This is a genomic window from Alteromonas hispanica, from assembly GCF_010500915.1.
GTDB lineage: Bacteria > Pseudomonadota > Gammaproteobacteria > Enterobacterales > Alteromonadaceae > Alteromonas > Alteromonas hispanica.
Genome location: NZ_JAAAWP010000028.1, coordinates 1 through 569, shown reverse-complemented (window position 1 = coordinate 569; position 569 = coordinate 1). Strand labels below are relative to the sequence as shown.

At 42.5% G+C, this 569-nt stretch carries 2 tRNA genes and 1 rRNA gene; all 3 read right to left on the bottom strand.

Annotated features, from left to right (window positions below):
* Positions 1 to 180 precede the first annotated feature (180 nt).
* Positions 181 to 256: transfer RNA gene (locus GTW09_RS17415), tRNA-Ala, on the bottom strand.
* Between the two features lie 43 nt (positions 257 to 299).
* A tRNA-Ile gene (locus GTW09_RS17410) sits at positions 300 to 376 on the bottom strand.
* A 109-nt stretch (positions 377 to 485) separates the two neighbouring features.
* A 16S ribosomal RNA gene (locus GTW09_RS17405) occupies positions 486 to 569 on the bottom strand; the annotation flags it as partial.

Sequence of the window (569 nt, the reverse complement as noted above, 5' to 3'; positions counted from 1 at the left end):
ACGCTTTTCAGCGCTCTTAGATAACAAGCAATTCAAGTCAAGTAGAGTAAAAAGTGCGTCTTTCGACTTCTCAATTACTCTTCTGATTGATTACTATTAATATCAGCTTTCCAAATTGTTAAAGAACATATCGTGGTAAAAAAACCACTTTTAAATACACTTAATAAATGCACTTAGAAGTGGTGGAGCTAAGCAGGATCGAACTGCTGACCTCCTGAATGCAAATCAGGCGCTCTCCCAGCTGAGCTATAGCCCCATATAAAATCTTTCGCATGGAATAAAATGAATTCGAAAGAAGTTGGTAGGCTTGGGCAGACTTGAACTGCCGACCTCACCCTTATCAGGGGTGCGCTCTAACCAGCTGAGCTACAAGCCTAACTTGCGCAATACTCTGTATAGAGTGAGTACTACCGTGGTGTTCTCTAATATTTCAGACAAAACAATCTGTGTAGGCACTGCATCAAGGCGTCTTTCGACGTTTTTGGTAAGGAGGTGATCCAACCCCAGGTTCCCCTAGGGTTACCTTGTTACGACTTCACCCCAGTCATGAAACACAAAGTGGTAATCGT